Consider the following 20,154-nt stretch of genomic DNA (forward strand, 5'->3'; position numbering starts at 1 on the left):
CATTACCAATGAAAATTCACGGGTTCAGAATTCTGGCCAGGGTCGCCCGCCAGTGGCGGTCCCGTACGCGCCTCAGGGCGGTCCGGCGGGTGAGCTTCCGCCACTGGGCGGCACCTTGGGGGAGATCCTCCGCCGGGCGGGTGTGGAGGGGGCTGGGGCCGCCCCAGAGGGCCGGATCCCCCCATACCGGGGCCCGGTTCCAGGGGCAGGCCTCCTGGCAGGCGTCGCAGCCCGCCGCCCAGCGGCTCGAAGCCAGGGCGGCGGCGATGTCCGGAGGCGGCTCGGTCTCGGTCTCGATGGTGTAGGTGGTGAGGCAGCGGGCCGGATCCAGGCGGAAAGCCGAGAGGGCCTGGCTGGGGCAGGCCTCCAGGCAAGCGGTGCAGGTTCCGCATTGCTGGGTTCCGAAGGGCTCGTCCGGGGGCAGCTCCACGGACAGGAGCAGCACTCCCAGGAAGCCCCAGGAGCCGTCCTTCTCCGCGATGAGGAGGGTGTGCTTGCCCTGCCAGCCCAGACCCGCCCGGGCCGCCAGCTGCCGCTCCAGCAGGGGGGCCGTGTCCACGCAGACCCGGCCTTCCAGCCCCGGCCAGCGGACCTGGGCCGCTTCCAGCAGCCGGGCGAGCCGTGGCTTGAGGATCATGTGGTAGTCGGGGCCCCAGAGATATCGGCTGAGCTTGAGGGTGGCGGGGGCCGCGCCGGGGACGGCGTCGGGCCGGGCGTACGGGAAGAAACCCACCAGGGCCGTGCGGGCCTGGGGCCACAGGGCCCGCGGATCCAGGAGCGCGGCCGGGTTCAGGTAGGGAAGCAAGGAGCTCCGGCCTTCCTGGAACCAGGTCCGGAGATGGCCTTCCTCTTCATGGAAGGGGCCGCAGGCGGCGAACCCCGCCCGGGCGAACCCGGCGGCGAGGGCCTCGGATCGAAGCCAATCCCTGAATGCCAGCGGTTCCGGCGGTTCGACTGGCACGCGGCGGCCTCCTCCCCAGGGGATATCCTCGCCCCCGGATCCCCGGATGTCACGGCCTTCCGGGCCTGGGCGGCGGCTCGGTCCGGGAAAAGGCGGTAGGCTGGATGCGGAGCCGAACGCCCGCCATGAACCTGCCCAACGTCCTGTCGCTCGCGCGGATCCTCATGGTCCCTGTCCTGGTCGTGGTGCTCATGACCAAAGTGACGAACCACGAGGTCATCGGCGTGCTGGTGTTCTGGGCGGCCTCCATCACCGACGCCCTGGACGGCTACTTCGCCCGGCGCTGGAAGCAGGTGACCACCCTCGGCAAGCTGCTGGATCCGCTGGCGGACAAGCTGCTGGTGTCCGGGGCCCTGATCTCCCTGGTGGAGCTGAACCTGGCGCCAGCCTGGATGACCTTCATCATCCTGGCCCGGGAGTTCGCCGTGACTGGCCTGCGCGGGATCGCCAGCGAGGAAGGCCACACCATTCCGGCCGGCACGATCGGCAAGTGGAAGATGGGCTTCCAGGTGGCGGCCATCTCCTGCCTCATCCTCGGCCCCAGGCTCGACTACTGGCTCTACGAGTGGACCCACAAGGACATCTTCCACCTCTTCATCCAGCTCAACCGGCCCTACAGCTTCTTCTGGGGCATGGGCGTGCTGCTGCTCTGGGGCGCCGTCATCCTGGCCATCTGGAGCGCCATTTCCTACTTCCACGGCTTCTGGAAGGTGGTGGGGCCCAGCATCATGGCGGAGGACGGCCGCCTGACCGGAAACAAGGACACCGAAGGACACTGAATGATCCGCAAGTACCTCCTCGCAGGTCTGCTCTCGGCATCCCCTGTGGGGATGCGCGAGACGCTCGGTGGGGCGTGGTCCGTGTGCCGACTTGGGGTGTGCCGATGATCCGGAAGTACCTCCTCGCGGGCCTCTTCACCTTGCTGCCCCTCGTCGTGACGCTCTGGATCCTCAAGGGCATCTTCACGGCACTGGTGGGCATCTCGCGGGAACCGCTCACCTGGGTGGCCCACCTGACCCACATGCCCGATCCGCCCACCTGGGCGCTGGCCGCGATTTCCGCCTTGGTCACCGTCCTGCTGCTGCTGGTGGTGGGCGCCCTGATGGGCAACTTCATCGGCCGCCAGCTGCTGGGCTGGATGGACGAGCTGATGATGTCCCTCCCCGTGGTGAAGACCGTCTACGGCGCCACCCGTCAGCTCATGGGCGCCATCCAATCGGGGCAGGGGGGCAGCTTCAAGGAAGTGGTGATCGTGGAGTGGCCCCATCCCGGGTCCCACACCCTCGGCTTCGTGGCCAGCCGGGACTGCTCCTGGGCCATCCCCGGGGGGCAGAACCTGATCGCGGTCTACATCCCCACCGCCCCCAACCCCACCTCGGGCTACGTGGTGATGATCGAGGCCTCCAAGGTGCAGCCGGCGGACCTCAGCGCCGACCAGGCCCTGACCTGGGCCATCAGCGGCGGTGTGGTGACCCCGCCCCGTCCGGGAACGGGCTCCTTCCGGATGCCGGGGAAGCCGTGAGCGCCCTCCAGGGGCGGCGTCTCCTCGTCACCGGCGCCGGCAGCGGCATCGGACGCGCGGCGGCACGGCTCTTCCGGGACCGCGGCGCGGACCTGATCCTGGCAGGCCGGCGCCTGGACACGCTGCGGGAGACGCTGCCGGACGCGATCCACGTGGTCCTGGATCACACGGACGACGCGGCCGTGGCCACCTTCGCCCGCGAGTGCCCGGAGCTGGACGGGATGCTCCTGAACGCAGGCGGATTGCTGCTGGGCTCGGTGGAATCGACGCCGGCGGCCGACTTCGATGCCGCGATCGCCGTGAACCTGCGGGGCCCCTGGCTCATGGCCCACCACCTGGGCCCACGGATGAAACCTGGCGGCAGCGTGGTGCTGGTGGGCTCCAACATCGGCCTCCGGGCCATCCCGGACAGCGCGGCCTACAGCGTGGCCAAGGCCGGCGTCCACATGCTGGCGAAGGTGCTGGCCCTGGAGTGGGCGCCCCGGCGGATCCGCTGCAACGCCATCGCGCCCGGGCCAATCCGGACGGCCATGGTGGAGGCCCGCCTCGCCGCCAGCGCAGACCCCGAGGGCGACCTGGCCGCGCTGTCGGCCGTGAATCCCCTGAAGCGCATGGGCACCGAGGTCGAAGTGGCCGCCCTGGCGGCGCACCTGCTGGGCAGCGAGAGCGGGTGGACGACGGGGATTGTGATCCCGATTGATGGCGGAGCCGACGCGGTCTACTAGGCCCGCTGGCCAGGTGATGCTCAGCAGGGCGGGGCCCCGCTCGGGAGGCTGCCGCGCAGCCTCCGCTCGCGACCCGCCTCTGCTTCGCGGCGGGGCTGACGCCGCCTACTGAAGCGTGGACTACTCCACGAAATCCAAGTCCCGCCCGTGGGTCTCGGCCATGCCCCACAGGGAGACCAAGGCCAGGGCGAAGCAGACGCCGCCCACGGTCCAGGCGGAGCCGATGTAGCCCAGGTGACCTCGCAGCATGACGAAGCTGCTGGTGATGAGGGGCACCGCGCCCCGCACGAAGTTGGGCACGGTGGTGGCCACCGTGGAGCGGAGGTTGGTGCCGAACTGCTCCGCGGCGATGGTGACGAAGACGGCCCAGTAGCCCGTGGCCAGGCCCAGGAATCCGGCCAGGGCATAGAAGGCCGCCGGCGTGAGCCCATGCAGGGTGAGGTAGATGGCCACCCCGGCCAGGGCCCCGAGGATGAAGAGCAGCACCACCTTCTTCCGGCTGCCCCACACCTGGCTGAGGATGCCGGAGGCCAGGCTCCCCAGGGTGATGCCGCTGTAGCAGAAGGCTACCGCCGTGCCTGCGCTGACCGGACCGGCCACCCCGATCTTGGGGGCGAACTCCGGCGCGGAGGTGATGAGGATGGCCACCACGAACCAGGTGGGCAGGCCGATGAGGATGCAGCGAAGGTAGCGCAGGAACCGCTCGCCCTTCGTGAACAGGCTGAAGAAGTCGCCCCGCTTGACGTTCTGGTGGCCCAGGTCGCGGAACATGCCGCTCTCCCGGAGACCGAAGCGGGTGGCCAGCAGCAGCAGGCCCAGGCCGCCCCCCGCGAGGTAGGCCACGCGCCAGGGCAGGTACTTGCCCACCAGGCTGGCGGTCACGGTCCCGAAGATCCCCACGCCCGCCACGATGGCCGTGCCGTAGGCCCGCAGGTCCGTGGGGAGGATCTCGCTCACCAGCGTCACCGCGGCGCCCAGCTCGCCTGCGAGCCCCAGGCCCGCCAGGAACCGCCACACGGCGTAGGCGGGGATGCCGTGGACGAAGGCGTTGGCGATGTTGGCCACGGAATAGAGGGCGATGCTGCCGAACAGGGTGCTCAGGCGGCCCTTCTTGTCTCCCAGCACGCCCCAGAGGATGCCGCCCAGCAGCATGCCCACCATCTGCGCGTTGAGCAGCAGGAAGGTGGCCGAGACCTGGGCGTCGCCCTGGGGCACGCCCAGGGCCGTGAGGCTGGGCTGGCGCACGATGGGGAAGAGCAGCAGGTCGAACATGTCGACGAAGTACCCCAGGGCGGCCACGAGGACCGTGAGGTTCAGGATGGCGCGAAGGCGTGTCTGGGGCATGGGGGTCATTGAACCATACGAATCCTTGTGAGATCCCGGCACACTGCTGGGGAGGTGCCCATGTCCGACGCCGCCTGGCCCGCCCCACCCCAGGGACCCTGCGCCCTTCCGCCCCGCCTGGAGGTCGAGGTGGCGATCCTCGGCGCCGGCATCCACGGCGCGGCCCTCGCCCGGGAGCTGACCCTGCGCGGCGTGTCCTGCGCCCTCGTGGACCGGGGAGAGGTGGGCGGCGGCACCAGCCAGTGGTCCAGCCAGCTCCTGCACGGCGGCATCCGCTACATGCTCACGGGTGACATCCGCCAGATGCGCGAGGGCCTGGCCGAGCGGGCCACCTGGGCCCGTATCGCCCCCCGCCGCTGCCGCTGGGAGGCTTTCTGGATGCCCCACCGGTCGCGGCTGGAAGGGCTCGCCCATCGGGTGGGCATCGGCCTCTACGACTTCTGGGGCTCCGAGCGCCCCGGCTGGCCCGCGGACCTGCGCCTGGGCCGCGTTTCTCGGCCGGATTTCCTGATCGATCCGCGGGCCACCCTCGGTCCCTTCCGCGGGGCCACGGCCTACGCCGACCTCATGACCTGGGACCGCGACCTGACGAAGGACCTGGCGGCCTCCAGCGAGGCGCTGCTCCTGGATTTCCACGAGGCGGAGCGGTTCGATCAGGGCAGCGACGGCTTGAAGCTCCTCCACCTCGTGGATCGCCGGGATGGTTCCCTCCGGCAACTCGCGGCTCGCCGCTGGGTGTTCGCCCTGGGGCCCTGGACGGACGGTGCCATGGCGCGCTGGTTCGGCGAGAGCCGGAAGCGCCTGCGCCTGTCGGCGGGCGTCCACCTCTGGTTCGATGCGGTCCCCGGTTGCGAGCGGCCCTGGGCCATCCGGCGTCCGAAGGGGCGCATCCTCTTCGTGATCCCCCGGGACGGCATGCTCCAGGTGGGCACCACCGAGCGGGAGGTCGAGGACGGCTGGGTGCCCATCCTCAAGGCGGAGCGAGAGGAACTCCTCGACGCCCTGGAGGCCAACCTGCCCATCCTCCCCTGGCGCGAGATGCCCGTGCAGGCCGAGGAGCTGGGCGTGCGGCCGCTGGTGGCGGCCCGGGGCGCCACGACCCACCTCAGCCGAGAGGCCGTGCTCGAGCGCCACTCTCAGTTCCGGAACCTCACACTGGTGCTCGGCGGCAAGCTAACCACCGCCCGCGCCCTCATGGACCGCCTGGCCACCGACCTCACCGGCCGCCCCTGCGACGCCTCCCGCACCGCGCCCCTGCGCCTTTGGGATGGACAGCCCGCGCAGATCCGGTAGAATCATTTCTTCACGCGGTCCCGTAGCTCAGCTGGATAGAGCATCAGACTACGAATCTGAGGGTCGGGCGTTCGAGTCGCTCCGGGACCACCACTCGTTACAACACTTAGGCCCACCTGATCCGGTGGGCCTTTTGTTTGGTCCTGCCTTCTTCCTGCGTCGACTCGCGCGGGAAGATGGGCTTCTCCTCGGGGCCTTCTGCCAGGGCATGACCGGCCTGGAGAAGCCACCCCGAGTTGAGAAACCGGGCGGATCAGATGACCTGGCTGATGTGCATCGCCTGGAACGCCCCGCCGCTCTGCTCCGCGGCGCGGGTCAGCTGGATCAGGCAGCCGGGGCAGGCGGTGACGACGACTTGCGCCCCGGTTCCCTGGATGTCCTCCTGCTTGCGGCGGAGGATGGCCTCGGCCGCGCGGGGGTGCTCCAGGTGGAAGCTGCCGGAGCCGCCGCAGCAGCGCTCCTTCTCCGCCAGCTCGATCAGCCTTCCGGCCTGCTCCAGGAGCTGCCGGGGCTGGCGGCGGATGCCCTGGCCCCGGGCCAGGTGGCAGGGGTCGTGGTAGGTGAAGGTGGCTCCGGGAAGAGCCTGAGGACGGTAGCCGGCCGCGGCGAGGTACTCCGTCAGGTCCATGACCTTGGTGGAGAACCGCGCGGCCCGGTGCTCCCAGACGGGATCGTCCGCGAACCACGACGCCAGGTGCTTGAGGGTTCCGCCGCAGCTGGCGCAGTCGGTCACCACCAGGTCCGCAGCCTCGAAGGCCCGGATGTTCTCCCGCGCCAGTTCGAGGAACGCCTCGCGCTGGCCGTGGGCGAGGTGGGGCAGGCCGCAGCAGGGATGGTCCGGCTGCTGGAAGGGCGAGAGCTGGGCAAGGATCCGCTGGGTGCTCCGGGAGGCATCCGGGAAGAGCAGCTTCATGCCGCAGCCCTGGAAGTAGGCGACCTTGGCGCCAGGATGAAGGGCGGGTTCCGGTCTCGGACCGGGGGCGCCCAGCAGGGCGGGGCCGGCGTGTTCCGCGAGGTAGGCCTGGCGGGAGGTCTCCCGGGGTACGAGCTGGGACGGTAGCAGACGATGGAGCCCCACCGCCCGCAGCCCGGCCAGGGTGGCGGCACCCAGGGCGACCATCCTCCGGCGGCGGAGCACCCGGCCGATCCAGCGGCTGCGGAGTGGGGTGCTCCCGAGCGTGTCGGCGAGGGCCTGGCGGACCTGCAGCATGGCCTCCTCCGTGGGGACCTTGCCGGGGCAGGCGTCCGTGCAGGCCCGGCACAGGAGGCAGAACTCCAGGGCCTCCTGGGCTTCCCGGTCCGGCGGGATGAGGCCCTCGGCCAGCCCCCGGACGAGGGCGTTCTTGCCCCGGGCGCTGGCCCGCTCCACATCCTGGACCTGGAACAGCGGGCAGACCGGCAGGCAGGTGCCACAGCGATCGCAGCCCAGCACCTTCCCCCGAGCGGCCGCGAAGGGCCCTTGGCCGGCCTTCGTGGCGGCGGTCACCATATCTTCCCCGGATTGAGGAGCCCCAGGGGATCCAGGGCCCGCTTGACGGCCCGGTGCGTCTCCAGGCTCACGGGTCCCACGGCGTTGGCAAAGTAGGGCCGCTTGGTGATGCCGATGCCGTGCTCCCCGGACAGGGTTCCCCCCAGGTCCAGGGCGGCCTGGAAGATGCCGTCCACCGCCTGGTGAGCCCGGGCCGCCTGGTCGGGGTCCGCCAGGTCGCAGAGCACGGAGGGATGGAGGTTGCCGTCTCCGGCGTGCCCGAACACGGGGATGCGGAGTCTGCTGGATGTCGAGATGGCGTTGATGCGTCGCACGACTTCGGGGAAGGCGCTGCGGGGCACCGAGATGTCCTCACCGAGCCGGTTCGGCGCCATGGCCGCCACGGCGGAGCTGAGACCCCGGCGCTCGGCCCAGATCGCCTCGGTCTCCTCGCGGGAGGCCGCGGAGCGGAAGGCGATGCATCCGGCCCTGCCGGTGATGGCCTCGATCCGCCTGGACTGGGCTTCCAGGGCCTCGGCGCCGTCCCCGTCGATCTCCAGGATGAGGCAGGCGCCGGCCTCCTCCTCCACCGGGGTGTTCCGGGCCCGCGCCACCGCTTCCAGGCAGGTGGCGTCCATGATCTCGGCGGCCGAGGGGGTGACCCCGTCCAGCAGCATCTCCTGCACGGCGGCACAGGCCTCGTCCATGGTCCGGAAGACCACCCGGAGGACGCCCCGGGCCTTCGGCAGGGGACGGAGCCGGAAGAGGGCCCGGGAGACGATGCCCAGGGTCCCCTCCGAACCCACGAACAGGCCCGTGAGGTCGTAGCCGGTGACGTTCTTCACGGCCTTGCCCCCGGTCTCGAGGATCGAGCCGTCCGCCAGGACCACCTCCAGGCCCATCACATAGTCCCGGGTCACGCCGTATTTCACGGCGCGCATGCCTCCGGCATTCTCGGCGACGTTGCCCCCCAGCGTGGAGAACTTCCAGCTTCCGGGGTCCGGGGGGAAGAACAGCCCGTGGCGGGCGCAGTGGTCGTGGAGGTCCACCGTGCGCACGCCGGGCTCGGCGCTCACCATCATGTTGGCGGTGTCCAGCTCCAGGATGGAGGTCATCCGGTCCAGGGACAAGACGATCCCTCCTTGCAGCGGTACGGATCCCCCTGTCCGGCCGCTGGCGGCCCCCCGCGGCGTGATGGGGATGCGCCGCTGGTGGGCGAGGGCCATGACCCGGCTGATCTCGGCGGTGGTCCGTGGGCGCACCACCGCCTGGGGCATGGTGTTCCGGTCCAGGGGCAGGAAGGATGCGTCGTAGGAGTACCCGAAGACTTCCAGGGGCGACTCGATGACGTGCTCGCGGCCGACAGCGTCGCGGAACCCGTCCAGCACCTCCGGTTCGAATGCGGTGAAGGTCGTCATGGGATCACCGCGTCAGGCCGAGCCAGTACCAGTAGGTGAGGGAGACCAGGGACATGAAGGTGGCCGCCAGCACGCTCATGACGGCGCCCGTGCGGATCATCTCCCGGGAGGTGACATGGCCGCTGCCCATGGCGACCGCATTGGGCATGTTGGTGACCGGCAGCAGGTACTGGTGCTGCATGTTCATGCCGAGGACGAGGGCGAAGGCCATGGGATCCACCCCGATGGCCAGGGCGTGGGCGATGACGATGGGCGTGAGGGCCGTGGTCTTCGGGCCGCCCCCCGTGAAGAAGATCTGGAGGGCCGTCACGACCCAGATGAGGATGATCACCTGCAGGACGTGGGCCATCCCCGCGATGGGGCCCAGGAAGACGCCCGCCATCCACTTGGCCGCGCCGGAGGATGCCAGGGCCGTGCCCAGGGAGAGGCCCGCCCCGTAGAGGACGAACACGTTCCAGGGTACCCGGGTCTGGGCTTCCTTCCACTTCATGATGCCCTTGCCCGGCCAGAGCAGGGCGATGACGGAGGCCGCCCCCACGAGGACGACGTTCACCTTGTGGAAGGCGTCCGTGGCCCAGAGGAGCAGCGTCAGCAGGAAGACCGCCAGGGTGTACTTCTCGGCAGCCGAGAAGGGACCGAGGGCCTCGAGCTCCTTCTGGATGTAGTCGGCGCCGCCGCTGGCGGCTTCGGATTCGGGGGGCCACATCCAGCGGATCACGAACACGCTGAGGAACGCCAGCAGGAAGGCCGGCATGCCGCCCACCTTCAGCCAATAGGACCAGGAGACGGCGCGCTTCGTGGCCGCCTCGATGAGGCCTGCCGTGATGGGGTTGCCCACGTGGGCCGTGAGCACGCCCAGGCTCATCATCGTGCCGCTCATGGCCACGATGAACATCAGGGCCTTCATGGTGTTGCTCTTCCCGGGCTCGGCCCTCACCGCCTGGCCGATGCCGAGGATGATCGGAAGCATCAGCAGGGTGCGGGCCGTGATGGAGGGGACCAGGAAGGTCATGACCGCCATCACCAGCGCCACCGCCCAGTAGATGCGGATGATGCTGCCTCCGGCCCGGGCCACGAGCCAGAGGGCCACCCGCTTGGAGAAGCCGGACTTCTCCATGGCGCCGGCCATGATGAAGCCGATCACGATGAGCCAGAGCGCGGTGTTGGAATACCCGGCGAACGCCGCCGCCAGAGGGACTGCGTTCAGCACCGCCAGCAGGAACACGATCACCAGGCCGCTGAGGGCGTCCTCCAGGGCTTCTGTGACCCACACCACGATGGCGAAGACCGCCACGGCGATGGAGGCCTTGCCCTGGGGGCTGAGCCCCTTGACGGCGGGCGTCAGCCACAGGATCGCGGCGAGCAGCGCGAACGCGGCCACCAGCGATGCGATTTTCCTTGGACCCATGTCCACCCTCCTCGTAGGCGCAACCGGGCCCCTCGGCCCGCCACAGGCATCAGATCGCGACAAGGGGGTCAAGAAAATCCCCTGGGCGACGAACGGCCCTCAGGCGCCTACGAGCGGCCTTGCGGAAACCTTAAAGGTGGAAATGGGTCCGGATCCGGTCCGCGTAGGCCCGGCCCACGGGCACCTCGGTGGCCTTCTGGTCCCGGGGGGCCCGGAGCTTCAGCAGGTAGCCGTGGTTGAACCAGGGCGTGAGCTGCTGGACCTGGTCGAGGTTCACGATGAAGTTGCGGTGGCACCGCATGAACATCCGCGGATCCAGCTGCTCCTCCAGGTCCCGCAGGCTGGCGCGGATGGGCCACTGGCGCCCGTCGAGGGTCTCGACGAGCACCTCCCGCTCCCGTGCCAGTACCAGGCGGATGCCGGATACCGGAACCACCTCCAGGCTGGCCCCGTGCTCCACCAGGAGGGTGCGGACCCAGGGTTCACGGTCCGGGTGCGGAGCCGGGGCCGGCCGTGGAAGCACCCGCTCCGCCACCCGCCGGAGATCGCTGGCGTCGAAGGGCTTGAGCAGGTAGTCCACGGCCCTCACCGAGAAGGCCTCCAGGGCGAAGGAGGCGTGGGCGGTCACGAAGACCACCCTGGGAGGCTGCGGGAGGGACAACAGGCGTCGCGCGACCTCCAGCCCATCCATGCCCGGCATGTCCACGTCCAGGAAAACCAGATCGGCTCCTTCCGCCTCGAGGAAGGCCAGGGCCGAGGGGCCATCGTGGTACACGCCCACCACCCAGGCCCAGCCCTGCTCCTCGAGCAGGCACTTGAGCTCCCCGCAGATGAGCGGCTCGTCGTCCACGAGGACGGCCTTGAGGCGCTTCATGGGGCCTCCTCGCTTAGCGGCAAGTCCAGGGTAGCCAGCGTTCCGGCGCCCTCCCGGGCCCGCGAGAGCGTCAGCCCCGCGGGATCACCGCACAACAGCTCGAGCCGGCGCTGCAGGTTCCGCAGCCCGCTGCCTTCCCCGTAGCCTCCGGGCTCCCGGCGGTTGATCTGGTCCAGCCGGTCCTGGGGGAGGCCCAACCCGTCATCCTCGACGCGGATGAGCAGCCGTCCGCCCTCGCGCCCAGCCGTCACCGCCACCTGGCCGCCTTCCGGCCGGGGGCCGATCCCGTGCTTGATGGCGTTCTCCACCAGGACCTGGACGGAAAACACGGGCACCAGGGCGTGCGACAGGGCAGGGTCCACCTCGATCCGGCTGGCGATCCGGGGGCCGAAGCGGGCCTTCTCGATGCCCAGGTAGAGCTCGACCGTCTTCAGCTCCTCGGCCAGGGGGATCTGCTCCTCGCGACGGTGCAGGGACCTCCGCAGGAACTCCGAGAGATGCTTGACGATCTCCCGCGCCCGGTCGGGGCTGGTGCGGGTCAGGGCGCCGATGGTGGCCAGGGTGTTGAAGAGGAAGTGCGGGTTCACCTGGGCCCGGAGGGCCTGGAGTTCCGCCTGGACCTGGAGCGCCTGGTTGCGGGCGTCGGCCGTGGCCTTCTCCTGTTCCCGGTACACGTCCTTCACCACCAGGAGGAAGATGGCCACGGCGGTGGCGTTCGCCAGGAGGGTGGGCACCGCGATGGTCTTCTCGAGCTTCCAGGCCATGTCGAAGGGCTTGGACAGGGTCAGGATGCAGGCCTTCAGCACCAGCTCCCCCGCCACACCCGTGAGGAAGGCCACGGGAACCGTGATCCGCCGGTAGCCCAGCCCAGTCTGGACCCAGCCCCCCACGAGGCCCGCCAGCACGTTCGCCACGAGGGCCGCCAGGGCCGTATAGCCGCCCATGGCATAGCGGGCCAGGCCGCCCAGGATGCCGGCTCCGGCCCCCACCCAGGGGCCTCCGATCAGCCCGCCGGCGATGGGCCCGACGATGCGTGTGTTCGCGATGGCTCCATGGATGGGCAATCCCAGGAAGTTGCCGAGGATCGAGAACAGCCCGAAGACCAGGATGAGCACCAGCGTGTCCAGGCGCCGGGAGCGGGTTCCCGTGAGGGCGCGTCGCACCGCGCTCAGGCGGGTCACGAAATAGGCGCCCATGCCGTTGAGGGCCAGGTTGCGGAGGACATCCCAGAGCAACTTGCCTTCGAACGGACCCCACGAGAAGTTCGTCCAGTCCATCATCCGCTCAAGTATCCACCGCGCGACCGGCCCCACCAAGGGCGCGTCCCGCCCCCGGACGACACGGCAAAGCCCAGGCCTGCCCGGTCAGGCAGGCCTGGGCTGGATCGCCGGGGAAGGCTCCGGGCCCTAGAACGCCACCAGCAGGGCGGCGACGACGGTGTTCCCGCCCTGCTCGCCGGTCTCGGTGCCGAAGGGCTTGAGGAAGTTCTTGCTGCGGGCGATGTAGTTGAGCTTGAAGTTGGCGGCCTTCACCTTCTCGGGAATCCAGGCATAGGTGTAGCCGACGGTGACCTCGGTGTACTTGGGGCTGTAGTCGGTGCCGGTGGGCAGGCCGGTGGCCACGTTCGTGGTGTAGGGGTTGGTGGCGGTGTACCAGTCGTCCCCGCTGTTGAGGTTCATCAGGTCGTAGCGGGCCAGGAAGCTGTGGGGGCCGAAGGTGTAGCCGCCCGTCACGTAGTAGCCCGTGAACTTCTGGTCCAGGTGCTCGCGCTTCACCGCGGGGGCGGTGGCAGCGAGGGTGGCGAAGCGGCGGCCGAGCTGGCCGGTCATGTATTCCGCGGTGAAGGTCCAGGTGCCGTCCTGGTAGGCGTAGAAGGCGCCCAGGTTGGTGGTCTTGTCCTTGTTGTCGTAGATGGCGGCTTGGCTGGGCCAGAGGCCCCCAGGGTTCGCCGCGATGGCGGTGGGAGGGTTGCCCTTGTCGGCCACGTCCGTGCCGCCCTGGAGGGTGTAGGCGCCGAACTTGTGCGCCTTGCCCAGGCTGAAGTCCAGGCGCAGGACGAAGTCCTTCTGGGCATTGGTGTCGTTGGTCTTGCCGGAGGTCGCGTCGTTCATGCCGTTGAACACGGCCGCGGTGACCTTGCCGGCGAAGCCCTTGGGGTCGCCGTAGGAGAAGCCGAGGGCGAGGCCACGGTCGCGCTTGTCGCCGAACATCCGGCCCAGCTGGCTGCGCTCCGCGAAGAGCAGTTCCGTGGAGCTGGTCACGCCCTCGTAGGTCTGGAGGTTCTTGAACTGGCCGGCCTTCACATCGATGCCGGCGATGGGCTTCCAGACCACGAAGGCGTCCTGCAGGATGATGGGATTCGACGCTCCCGTGGAGATGGAGGGGTCGAACATGACCTCGTAATCCACGCCTTCGGCCACATTGCCGGAGATCTTGATCTCGGACCGGCGGATGGCGAACGTGTTCTCCTTGAACTCGCTGCGGAGGTTGTAGTACCCACCGGGAGCAGCGCTGTTGTACCGGAGATTGCTGTCCATCATCTGCGTGTACCAGAGCTGGATGTCGCCGCCGATCTTCGCGGTCTGGGCCGAGGCGGGCAGGGTGGCCAGGGCGAGGGCCGCCAGGCTGAGGGTGCGCGTGCGCTTCATGAGGTCTCCTAGGGGCCGACAGGCCGATGGGGGAAAGGTTCCCGGCTCCCTGTGACATGCCCGCGAAGACCTTGGTCCGGTCCTGTGTCTGAGACGTGAATTCAGTCCGCCCCCCGCCGGTCCCGATTTTCTACAGGGGGCGCAGGCTTATGGAAATCTGGATTTGCCCAATCCACCCACGGTTCTTGACCAGTGCGGACCTTGGCCGATCACTCGTTGCGAAGGGGGCGGGATCTCCTGCCAGCCAGGCGGCCCTCGAGGTGTCGCCACACCTTTGTGCCTATCATCACAACCATCGGAACTTTTGGTTCATTTTTGATAGACGCAAGCGACTCCCCCGTTTAGCTTGAATCCGTTTGATCATCCCCCAGATTTTCCGCGACTGATGTCCCAGACATCTGGTGGTCTGACCTGATCCGTCCGCTCATCTCCTCCACCCTTCAATCCCCTCAACCCTCCCTTATTAGGAGCCCACCCATGAAGATCACCCGCCTTGCTGGCGTTGCCGCCCTTCTCGCCGCTGGGGTCACCCAGGCCCAGGCCCAGGACGTCAAGCTCACCGGCGTCCTCATCGAGTTCTGGCAGACCCAGATGCTGGACAGCAACCTGCGCAACAACGCGACCGCCACGGCCGGTGCCTCGAAGTACTACGGCCTCGACTCCCGGTTCCAGGAGAACAACTTCGCGGTCAAGCGCGCCGAGATCTACCTGAACGGGAAGATCACCGACGACGTCAGCTGGAACCTGATGTTCGATCCGAACAACAGCAACACTGCCGCCGTTCCCAACAACGTGCTGCACGATGCCGTCATCACCTGGAACATCGGCAGCGGTTTCAGCGTGAAGGCCGGCCAGTTCAAGATGCCCACGACCTATGAAGCCACCATGGTCGCCGCCACGAACATCCTGTTCTTCGAGCGCAACCAGATCAACCGCGTGTTCGGTGACAAGCGCGACCGCGGCGTCTGGGGCATCTACAGCTGGGGCGACGCCAAGGGCTGGAACGGCAAGATCAACCTCGCCGTCTCCAACGGCACCACCGATGACGGCAGCGGCGGCAAGAACAACGAGAACACCGTGACCGGCTCCGGCAACGCCCAGAAGGACTGGACCACCCGCCTCGAGTTCGCCTACGGCCCCGAGCACAAGTTCGGCGCCTACTACCGCGAGGGCGTGACGAACCTGAAGGATTCCACCTTCAACAACGCCTCCGCCTGGGTGACCGCCGGCTATGTCAGCGCCGCCCAGATCAAGGACAACAAGGACAAGACGACCCTGATGGGCGCCTACTACGCCTTCGACAACGCCACCTGGCATGCCAGCGCCGAGTTCGCCACGGGCCTGCTGGGCCGCCGCTTCCCCACCCTCTTCGCGGCTGCCACCACCAATCCCCTCCGCGAGCACCTCGACCAGAAGTTCCAGGGCATCGCCGTGGATGGCGCCTACAAGATGGGCCGCCACTGGTTCACCGCCCGCTACGACGTGATGAACTACAACTCGGGCGACGACTGGTACACCGCGACCAGCCCCTACACGCCCGCCGCTGGTGGCGACTACAGCCCCAAGTACACCGAAGTCACCGTGGGCTACAACTTCCTCTTCAACCCGGCGAAGTACAGCGCGGGCAAGCTGAAGCTCGATTACGTCCACCGCAGCAAGAACTTCCTGGCTCCCCGCGCCGGCCAGACCGGCGAGCAGGGCGGCGACAGCCTCGTCGCTTCGCTCATGATCGGCTTCTGATCAGAGCACGTTCTACCTAGCAGATCCTTCTCTCTGCACGGTCACGGAACTCACGGGTCACAACCCGCGGGTTCCGTGATTTTTTTGGCCCTCGGCAGGTGTAGACTTCCCATACCTTCCAACCACATCTCTTTTGCATTGGAGCTGCCATGCGAAAGCACCTCTTGGCCCTGGGCGCCGTTCTAGCCCTTTCTCCGTGTCTCATGGCGCAGAAGATCGGCGTCATCAACTCCATGAGCGGACCCGAGGCACCCATCGGGGAACACATCACCAACGGCATCAAGCTCGCCGAAGAGGACCTCAAGAAGAAGGGCATCAACCTCCAGCTCGTGTGGGAGGACGACACGGGCAAGCCGCAGATCTCCATGAGCGCCATGGAGAAGCTGGCCACGCGGGACAACGTCGTGGGCGTGGTGGGCCCCTACACCTCGGCCTGCTCCAACGCCGTCGCCAAGCTGGCGGAGAAGTACCGGGTCCCCCTCCTGATCCCCGCCGCCGCCAAGGAGGAGATCACGCGCCAGGGCCTCAAGTACGTCTTCCGGATGAACGCCCCCGCGGACAAGTACGCCTCCAGCCTCATCGATGCCGCCGCCGCCCTCGGCAAGCCGAAATCCATCGCCTTCATCTACGAAAACACTGACTTCGGCACGTCCACGACCAAGACCGCCAAGGAGTACGTGGCCAAGAAGGGCATGCAGGTCGTGGCCGACGAACCCTACCCCAAGGGCGCCGCGGACTACCGGTCCACTCTGGCGAAGGTGAAGTCGAGGAACCCGGACCTGGTGTTCATGGTGTCGTACGTGGCCGACGCCATCCTGCTCATGCGGCAATCGAAGGAAGTGGGCCTCCAGCCCCAGGCTTTCCTGGGCGCCGGCGCGGGTTTCACCACACCCGAGTTCGCCAAGGAGCGCGCGATCTCCGAGAACGTCATCTCCTGCACCCAGTGGACTGGCGACGTGAACTGGCCCGGAGCCAAGGAATTCGAGGCCCGCTTCAAGGCGAAGTTCGGCAAGGAGCCCACCTACCACGCCGCCTGCGCCTATGCCTCCATGATGATCATGGCGGAGACCGCCCGGAACGCGGGCGGCGACCGGGCCAAGACGCAGCATGGCCTGAAGGCCGGCAAGTGGAACGGCGTCATGGGCGAGGTCCAGTTCGCCGACTACGACGGCTTCACCAACCAGAACAACCACCAGATGCTCGTGCAGCAGATCATCCAGGGGAACTACGAGACGGTGCTGCCCGCCAAGTTCGCCACCAAGAAGGCGATCTTCCCCTTCCCGAAGTGGAAGTGAGGCTGAATCTGACCGGGGGTTCCGCGCTGCGCGCACACCCCCGGGCCCCCGTGTCCCGGTCCGGCGGAGCCGGACTGGGACTTTCCTTCCGGAGCCCCGCGAATCCATGGCTGTCTTCCTACAATCCCTCATCAGCGGCGTCCTGATCGGTGGCGTATACGCGCTCATCGGCATCGGGCTCACGCTCATCTTCGGCGTGATGCGCGTCATCAACTTCGCCCACGGCGACATCATGATGGTCGGGATGTACCTCACCTATCTGCTGTTCACGCTGATGGGTGTGGACCCCTTCGTTTCCGTGCTCATCAGCTTCCCGCTGATGTTCTTCTTCGGGGGATTCCTCCAGAAGGTCTTCATCAACCGCGTGCTCAACGCCGTCGCCCAGAACCAGATCCTGCTGACCATCGGCCTGGGCCTCATCATGAGCAACACGGTGATGCTGATCTTCACGTCGGACTACAAGATCCTCACCACCTCGTACTCCTCTTCCACCATCCAGGTGGGTGGCGGGGTGTCGATCTCCACCCCCCTGCTGGTCTCCTTCCTGATCACGGCCGTCATCACGGCGGCCCTGGGCTGGTTCCTCCTGAAGACGGACACGGGCCAGGCCATCCGGGCCACGGCCCAGGACCGTGACGCGGCCCAGTTGATGGGCATCAACGTCAGCCGCATGTCCGTCATCGCCTTCGGTCTCGGCGCGGCCCTGGCCGGGACGGCGGGGGCACTGATCTCGCCGACCTACTACATCTTCCCGCAGGTCGGCGGCACCTTCACCCTGAAGGCCTTCGTCATCACGGTGCTCGGCGGCATGGGCAGCGTGGTGGGCGCCACGTTGGGCGGGATCCTCATCGGCATCACCGAATCCATGAGCGCGGTCTACATCTCCTCCGGATGGAAGGATGTGGTGGTCTTCGTGCTCTTCCTGCTCGTACTCCTTTTCAAGCCCTCGGGCCTGATGGGCAAGTCGCGGACCTGAGGAGGACGACATGAACAAGAGCATGCTCAAGGCCGCGATCGGCCTCATCGTACTGGCGGGCCTCCTGGTCATTCCGCGTTTCGTGGAGAGCCCGTACGCGTTGCACATGATGATTCTGCTGTTCCTCAGCGTGTCCCAGGGCCAGAGCTGGAACATCCTCGGCGGCTACGCGGGTCAGTATTCCGTCGGCCACGCCGCCTATTTCGGCGTGGGCGCCTACACCACCATGATGCTCATGTATTCCAAGCAGGTGGCGCCTTGGGTGGGGGTCTGGGCCGGCGTGGCGGCGGTGATCGTCGTGGCCCTCGTGATCGGCAGCATCTGCTTCCGGCTGCGCGGCCCCTACTTCGTGCTGGCCTCCATCGCGGTGGCCGAGATCATGCGGCTGTCCGCCATCAACCTCACCACGCTCACCAACGGCGCCGAGGGCATCCTGGTCACCGAGATCCCCGCCTTCAAGATCGGCGGGCGGGTGGTGACGGACTTCCTCACGAAGGTGCCCTTCTACTACATCGGCCTCTTCCTGGCCCTGCTGACCCTCGCGATCGCCTACTGGGTGCAGCACTCCAAGCTGGGCTACTACTTCCAGGCCATCCGGGAGGACCAGGACGCGGCCCACTCCCTGGGCATCCACATCTCGGTCTACAAGAACATCGGGCTGGTCATCTCGGCGGTGCTGACGTCGCTGGCCGGGAGCTTCTACGGCATCTACGTCGGATTCGTCGATCCCCCCACGGTGCTCGGGCTGGATGTGTCCGTCCAGATCATGCTGATCTGCATCATCGGCGGCATGGGCACCATCTGGGGCCCGGTGCTCGGCTCCCTGTTGCTCGTTCCCCTCTCCGAGGCCCTCCGCAGCAACATGATCACCGAGGGGCTCGTGAAGATCGGCCTCGTGAGCGCGGACTCGAAGGTGGGGCTCTTCCTCAAGGAGAACCTCGCCCACGCCCACGTCCTCCTCTACGGCATCCTCGTGGTGCTGGTGATCCTCTTCATGCCGGACGGCCTGATGGGCTTCGTCAAGAAACTGGCTTCGCGCCGGAAGCGGGAGGCGGCCTGATGCCCATCCTGGAGATCAAGAACGTCAGCAAGTTCTTCGGAGGCCTGGCGGCCAACTCCGATGTGTCCTTCTCCATGGAGCAGGGCATGATCATGGGCCTCATCGGACCCAACGGCGCGGGCAAGACGACCCTCTTCAACTGCATCACCGGCTACTACCCCCCATCCAAGGGCGAGGTCATCTTCAATGGCCGGCGCATGAACGGGCTCCAGCCCGACAAGGTCTGCAAGCTCGGCATGGTCCGGACGTGGCAGAAAGTCCGCCCCCTGGCCAAGCTGTCCGTGGTGGACAACGTCATGGTGGGGGCCCTGGTCCGCACCATCTCGCTCAAGACCGCCCGGGACATGGCCATGGAGCAGCTCAAGGTGGTCCGCATGGAGCACCGGGCGGACTTCCTGGCCGGGGGCCTGCCCATCGGCGAACGGAAGAAGCTCGAGGTGGCCAGGGCCCTGGCCACGCAGCCGAAGCTCCTGCTGCTGGACGAAGTCATGGGTGGCCTCAACCCCGCCGAGAGCGAGGAGATCATCCAGCTCATCCTGGACATCAAGGCGCAAGGGCTGACGCAGATGGTCATCGAGCACGACATGAAGGCCATCATGCGCATTTCCGACCGGATCGTCGTCCTCACCTCCGGTGAGAAGCTGACCGAGGGCACCCCCCAGGAGGTGGTGAGCAACCAGGACGTGATCGATGCCTATCTGGGTGAGAGCCATGCTTAAGGTCGAGAAGCTGAATTTCGCCTATGGCGATTTGAAAGTCCTGTGGGATGTGGATCTGGAAGTCCACGAAGGCGAGATCGTCACCGTGGTCGGTGCCAACGGTGCCGGGAAATCCACCACCCTCAAGAACATCTCGCGGCTCGTCAAACCCGCCTCCGGGAGCATCACCTTCCAGGGCAAGGATCTCGGCAAGATGCTCCCGCATCATGTGGTCGAGGCTGGGCTCGTCCAGGTGCCCGAGGGGCGCCGGATCTTCCCGGAGATGACCGTGATGGAGAACCTCCGCATGGGGTCCTACGTCAAGGCCACCCGGGCGGATCGCCAGAAGAACGTCGACTGGGTCTTCGAGCTGTTTCCGCGTCTCAAGGAGCGCGAACAACAGCTGGGCGGGACCATGTCCGGAGGCGAGCAGCAGATGCTGGCCATCGCCCGGGGCCTCATGGCCAACCCCAAGGTGCTCCTCCTGGATGAGCCCTCGCTGGGCCTGTCGCCCCTGCTGGTGAAGAACATCTTCGACATCATCACCGGCATCAACAAGCAGGGCGTTACCATCCTTCTCGTGGAGCAGAACGTCTACCAGTCCCTTCGCATCGCGCATCGCGCCTACGTCATGGAGACGGGCCGCGTGGTCATGACGGGCCGCGGGGAGGAACTGCTCGCCAACGAACACATCAAGAAAGCCTTCCTGGGCATGTGAGGAGAC

The 20,154-nt window shown here is 67.7% G+C and carries 18 protein-coding genes and 1 tRNA gene; 11 read left to right on the forward strand and 8 right to left on the reverse strand.

Annotated elements, in window-relative coordinates:
* Positions 1–16: 16 nt before the first annotated feature.
* Positions 17–961, reverse strand: a complete 945-nt coding sequence (gene queG, locus MLE42_RS12120) for a tRNA epoxyqueuosine(34) reductase QueG (protein WP_243288147.1) — start codon at positions 959–961, stop codon at positions 17–19.
* A 125-nt stretch (positions 962–1,086) separates the two neighbouring features.
* Here queG and pgsA point away from each other — a divergent pair, with 125 nt between their 5' ends.
* From pgsA to MLE42_RS12135, 3 genes are all read left to right on the forward strand, one after another.
* Positions 1,087–1,740 (forward strand): CDP-diacylglycerol--glycerol-3-phosphate 3-phosphatidyltransferase, encoded by a 654-nt coding sequence (gene pgsA / locus MLE42_RS12125; RefSeq protein ID WP_243288148.1) that lies wholly within the window; start codon positions 1,087–1,089, stop codon positions 1,738–1,740.
* Positions 1,741–1,844: 104 nt separating this feature from the next.
* Positions 1,845–2,483, forward strand: a complete 639-nt coding sequence (locus tag MLE42_RS12130; protein ID WP_243288149.1) for a DUF502 domain-containing protein — start codon at positions 1,845–1,847, stop codon at positions 2,481–2,483.
* On the forward strand, positions 2,480–3,208 hold the full coding sequence (locus MLE42_RS12135) for an SDR family NAD(P)-dependent oxidoreductase (protein WP_243288150.1): 729 nt from the start codon (positions 2,480–2,482) through the stop codon (positions 3,206–3,208). Before MLE42_RS12130 ends, MLE42_RS12135 begins: the two co-directional genes overlap by 4 nt.
* Positions 3,209–3,328: 120 nt before the next feature.
* Here the strand turns inward: MLE42_RS12135 and MLE42_RS12140 are convergent, their stop codons facing one another.
* Complete coding sequence (locus MLE42_RS12140) at positions 3,329–4,552, reverse strand: MFS transporter (RefSeq protein WP_243288151.1); 1,224 nt, start codon at positions 4,550–4,552, stop codon at positions 3,329–3,331.
* A gap of 60 nt (positions 4,553–4,612) precedes the next feature.
* Between MLE42_RS12140 and MLE42_RS12145 the strand changes: the two genes are divergently transcribed.
* On the forward strand, positions 4,613–5,845 hold the full coding sequence (locus MLE42_RS12145) for an FAD-dependent oxidoreductase (RefSeq protein ID WP_243288152.1): 1,233 nt from the start codon (positions 4,613–4,615) through the stop codon (positions 5,843–5,845).
* A gap of 16 nt (positions 5,846–5,861) precedes the next feature.
* Positions 5,862–5,938, forward strand: a tRNA-Arg gene (locus tag MLE42_RS12150).
* Positions 5,939–6,098: 160 nt separating this feature from the next.
* On the opposite strand, the gene MLE42_RS12155 is transcribed toward MLE42_RS12150, so the two are convergent.
* The 6 genes from MLE42_RS12155 to MLE42_RS12180 all read right to left on the reverse strand — a co-directional run bounded on the left by MLE42_RS12155 (position 6,099) and on the right by MLE42_RS12180 (position 13,661).
* Positions 6,099–7,331 (reverse strand): (Fe-S)-binding protein, encoded by a 1,233-nt coding sequence (locus MLE42_RS12155; RefSeq protein ID WP_243288153.1) that lies wholly within the window; start codon positions 7,329–7,331, stop codon positions 6,099–6,101.
* A complete protein-coding gene (locus MLE42_RS12160) occupies positions 7,328–8,731 on the reverse strand; it encodes an FAD-binding oxidoreductase (RefSeq protein ID WP_243288154.1) in 1,404 nt (467 codons plus the stop codon). The genes MLE42_RS12155 and MLE42_RS12160 overlap by 4 nt, the downstream gene beginning before the upstream one ends.
* Before the next feature lie 4 nt (positions 8,732–8,735).
* A complete protein-coding gene (locus MLE42_RS12165; RefSeq protein WP_243288155.1) occupies positions 8,736–10,139 on the reverse strand; it encodes an SLC13 family permease in 1,404 nt (467 codons plus the stop codon).
* Between the two features lie 130 nt (positions 10,140–10,269).
* On the reverse strand, positions 10,270–11,013 hold the full coding sequence (locus MLE42_RS12170) for a LytR/AlgR family response regulator transcription factor (protein ID WP_243288156.1): 744 nt from the start codon (positions 11,011–11,013) through the stop codon (positions 10,270–10,272).
* Positions 11,010–12,290 carry a sensor histidine kinase gene (locus tag MLE42_RS12175; RefSeq protein ID WP_243288157.1) on the reverse strand — a complete coding sequence of 427 codons (1,281 nt, stop codon included), beginning with the start codon at positions 12,288–12,290 and terminating at the stop codon, positions 11,010–11,012. The genes MLE42_RS12170 and MLE42_RS12175 overlap by 4 nt, the downstream gene beginning before the upstream one ends.
* A gap of 129 nt (positions 12,291–12,419) precedes the next feature.
* Positions 12,420–13,661: a porin gene (locus tag MLE42_RS12180; protein WP_243288158.1), complete on the reverse strand. Its 1,242-nt coding sequence runs from the start codon at positions 13,659–13,661 to the stop codon at positions 12,420–12,422.
* A gap of 477 nt (positions 13,662–14,138) precedes the next feature.
* Here MLE42_RS12180 and MLE42_RS12185 point away from each other — a divergent pair, with 477 nt between their 5' ends.
* The 6 genes from MLE42_RS12185 to MLE42_RS12210 all read left to right on the forward strand — a co-directional run bounded on the left by MLE42_RS12185 (position 14,139) and on the right by MLE42_RS12210 (position 20,148).
* A complete protein-coding gene (locus MLE42_RS12185; protein WP_243288159.1) occupies positions 14,139–15,401 on the forward strand; it encodes a porin in 1,263 nt (420 codons plus the stop codon).
* Between the two features lie 149 nt (positions 15,402–15,550).
* The gene (locus MLE42_RS12190; RefSeq protein WP_243288160.1) at positions 15,551–16,696 is read left to right on the forward strand and encodes an ABC transporter substrate-binding protein; all 1,146 of its coding nucleotides are present in this window, start codon (positions 15,551–15,553) and stop codon (positions 16,694–16,696) included.
* 106 nt (positions 16,697–16,802) lie between these two features.
* The gene (locus MLE42_RS12195; protein WP_243288161.1) at positions 16,803–17,672 is read left to right on the forward strand and encodes a branched-chain amino acid ABC transporter permease; all 870 of its coding nucleotides are present in this window, start codon (positions 16,803–16,805) and stop codon (positions 17,670–17,672) included.
* A gap of 10 nt (positions 17,673–17,682) precedes the next feature.
* Entirely contained in the window at positions 17,683–18,732 is a 1,050-nt protein-coding gene (locus MLE42_RS12200) for a branched-chain amino acid ABC transporter permease (protein ID WP_243288162.1), read from the forward strand.
* Positions 18,732–19,451 (forward strand): ABC transporter ATP-binding protein, encoded by a 720-nt coding sequence (locus MLE42_RS12205; RefSeq protein ID WP_243288163.1) that lies wholly within the window; start codon positions 18,732–18,734, stop codon positions 19,449–19,451. Before MLE42_RS12200 ends, MLE42_RS12205 begins: the two co-directional genes overlap by 1 nt.
* The gene (locus MLE42_RS12210; protein ID WP_243288164.1) at positions 19,444–20,148 is read left to right on the forward strand and encodes an ABC transporter ATP-binding protein; all 705 of its coding nucleotides are present in this window, start codon (positions 19,444–19,446) and stop codon (positions 20,146–20,148) included. The genes MLE42_RS12205 and MLE42_RS12210 overlap by 8 nt, the downstream gene beginning before the upstream one ends.
* Positions 20,149–20,154 lie beyond the last annotated feature (6 nt).

Source organism: Geothrix terrae (genome assembly GCF_022808775.1).
GTDB classification, from domain to species: domain Bacteria; phylum Acidobacteriota; class Holophagae; order Holophagales; family Holophagaceae; genus Geothrix; species Geothrix terrae.

Coding starts and splice junctions, on each gene's coding strand:
- pgsA (WP_243288148.1), top strand. CDS start 1,087: ATGAACCTGCCCAACGTCCTGTCGCTCGCGCGGATCCTCATGGTCCCT.
- MLE42_RS12130 (WP_243288149.1), top strand. CDS start 1,845: ATGATCCGGAAGTACCTCCTCGCGGGCCTCTTCACCTTGCTGCCCCTC.
- MLE42_RS12140 (WP_243288151.1), bottom strand. CDS start 4,552: ATGCCCCAGACACGCCTTCGCGCCATCCTGAACCTCACGGTCCTCGTG.
- MLE42_RS12145 (WP_243288152.1), top strand. CDS start 4,613: ATGTCCGACGCCGCCTGGCCCGCCCCACCCCAGGGACCCTGCGCCCTT.
- MLE42_RS12160 (WP_243288154.1), bottom strand. CDS start 8,731: ATGACGACCTTCACCGCATTCGAACCGGAGGTGCTGGACGGGTTCCGC.
- MLE42_RS12165 (WP_243288155.1), bottom strand. CDS start 10,139: ATGGGTCCAAGGAAAATCGCATCGCTGGTGGCCGCGTTCGCGCTGCTC.
- MLE42_RS12170 (WP_243288156.1), bottom strand. CDS start 11,013: ATGAAGCGCCTCAAGGCCGTCCTCGTGGACGACGAGCCGCTCATCTGC.
- MLE42_RS12175 (WP_243288157.1), bottom strand. CDS start 12,290: ATGGACTGGACGAACTTCTCGTGGGGTCCGTTCGAAGGCAAGTTGCTC.
- MLE42_RS12180 (WP_243288158.1), bottom strand. CDS start 13,661: ATGAAGCGCACGCGCACCCTCAGCCTGGCGGCCCTCGCCCTGGCCACC.
- MLE42_RS12185 (WP_243288159.1), top strand. CDS start 14,139: ATGAAGATCACCCGCCTTGCTGGCGTTGCCGCCCTTCTCGCCGCTGGG.
- MLE42_RS12190 (WP_243288160.1), top strand. CDS start 15,551: ATGCGAAAGCACCTCTTGGCCCTGGGCGCCGTTCTAGCCCTTTCTCCG.
- MLE42_RS12195 (WP_243288161.1), top strand. CDS start 16,803: ATGGCTGTCTTCCTACAATCCCTCATCAGCGGCGTCCTGATCGGTGGC.
- MLE42_RS12200 (WP_243288162.1), top strand. CDS start 17,683: ATGAACAAGAGCATGCTCAAGGCCGCGATCGGCCTCATCGTACTGGCG.
- MLE42_RS12205 (WP_243288163.1), top strand. CDS start 18,732: ATGCCCATCCTGGAGATCAAGAACGTCAGCAAGTTCTTCGGAGGCCTG.
- MLE42_RS12210 (WP_243288164.1), top strand. CDS start 19,444: ATGCTTAAGGTCGAGAAGCTGAATTTCGCCTATGGCGATTTGAAAGTC.